The sequence below is a fragment of the Polynucleobacter sp. 35-46-11 genome (genome assembly GCF_002281105.1).
Window position 1 is genome coordinate 1 of sequence record NZ_NCFJ01000529.1, and the last position, 1,707, is coordinate 1,707.

Annotated in this window: 1 protein-coding gene; it reads left to right on the forward strand. The window is 46.0% G+C overall.

Annotated elements, in window-relative coordinates; genetic code table 11:
• Positions 1-121 precede the first annotated feature (121 nt).
• A complete protein-coding gene (locus B7Y67_RS17240; protein WP_293599682.1) occupies positions 122-1,699 on the forward strand; it encodes a hypothetical protein in 1,578 nt (525 codons plus the stop codon).
• Positions 1,700-1,707 lie beyond the last annotated feature (8 nt).

The following is a 1,707-nucleotide window of genomic DNA, read 5'->3' on the forward strand; positions in this document are numbered from 1 at the left end:
CAAGTGATACGTGATCTCGATAGTTGGGAAGAAGAGTTTGATGGCCTAGGTCAAGAGTTCTCAGATCTCAAGCGTCAAGCAAAAACTTAATACGGTTAACTAGAGATAAAGCGCACATCCCATGTCTGAAGAAAAACCGCTATTTTTAATTGACGTTGATCGGGCAATTGAGGGCTTAGTATCCTCGGTGCCTGCCAATGGCGGTGCTGGTTCAGCTAGGCTTGAGTCTTCTGTAATGTATTGCGTTGATTTGGCCAATGCCCTTGATGGCGCTGGTCTAGATGCATTAAGTGCATTTGCAAGTGAGTTATCTGAGAGTTTTACAGCCAATAGCTCCCAAGCATTTTTATTGATCCCAGATTTAGTTGCACTGGTCAACGCAGAAGCTTCACATATTCACAGTTCCGGTGAGTCCGGCGCCTTGGTGAGTGTCGAGCAACTAAACCAGGCTAAGACTGCATTCGAGCAGAAGTTGTCTCAACTAAAAGCGGGTGCTCCAGTTTCTAAAGAACCTATCTCGCTACTAGTGTCTGTCGCCGAAACTATTGAACCAGTGATTGAGTTGGAAGCTCAGCCTACAGCCCAGCCAATAGCACCCATCCCCGAAGATGAGTATGTAGATGAGTTTCCAAATCAAGAGTTTGCCTCCGATCTTAAAGAGGGTTTGCGCGCTCCTGAAAAAAGTCCTGAGCCTCAAGCTCAAACTCAGAGCCCGCAAGCTCGAGTCGAGTCTAATGCACCTAGTGATCGAGAGATTGAACTAAACCGTACGCTAGATCGCACGATTAGTGAGTTGAAGAATCTCTTTACACCTAGGCAAGAGTCTCCGCCAGTGCTTGTGCCAGAGCCAAAGCCAAAAGCGTTTTCGATCCCTGAAGGCTTATCTCAGCCGATCGATCGGGCAAGTGCTTTTGAGTATTCGAGTAACTCACGTTTATTGGACAAGCACTATGTTTTGGATCGATCGACGAATTTAAATCGATTACAAAAAGCCCGCAGCTTAGCTGGTAAAGGGAATGGTTGGAGTGGAGTCGAACTCGATTTTGTATTAAGCAAAGAGCAAGATGAATTGATTCGCGTTGGACAGCAATCCTTGCGACATATTTTTGACAACTTAACTGATGAGTTGTTGATCGATGAAGTCTATGCAGACGCGGATGTTGCGCAGCAGTTATTAACTATCCTGAGTATTTTGCCGCCATGCCCAAGCATTTTTGCTGTGCAGCAAGAGCTCATGATTTTTATCGATTTGGACCACATTTCTTTATCTCAAGAGCATTTGTTGGCGGTTGGCAGCATGATGGCTGAAATCGGCGGCTCTTTAGAGGTTCATCACGAGGGCGTTCGTCTCTCCTGCCCATCTAGTCTTTTAAGAATGCCGATGGCCTATTTCTCGCGTCATGGAGAGTACTTTGCGGTATCCGCGATCCAGTATTTAGGCGAAGAACAGTTAGATAAGCTTGCTAGTTCAAAAGTAGACTCTTTGGGTGAAATCATCCATCCTGCTAGGAAGATTGCTATTCGGGCAGGTTTGGAAACTTATTGGATCTATGCCCACGAGTTTATGGGGGTTGAGAATATGAATATCCACCAAAACATTCCCGCAGCATTAGAGCGGCCTCATTGGTTGGCTGGTGTAGCTTTGGACGGTGCAAATACTGTCTATTCTTGGGTTGCCTTGGATCGGTACGTCAGATAATGCGCTTG

Bases quoted from the DNA above. Each gene is read 5' to 3' on its own strand.
- B7Y67_RS17240 (WP_293599682.1), top strand. From the start codon at position 122: ATGTCTGAAGAAAAACCGCTATTTTTAATTGACGTTGATCGGGCAATT.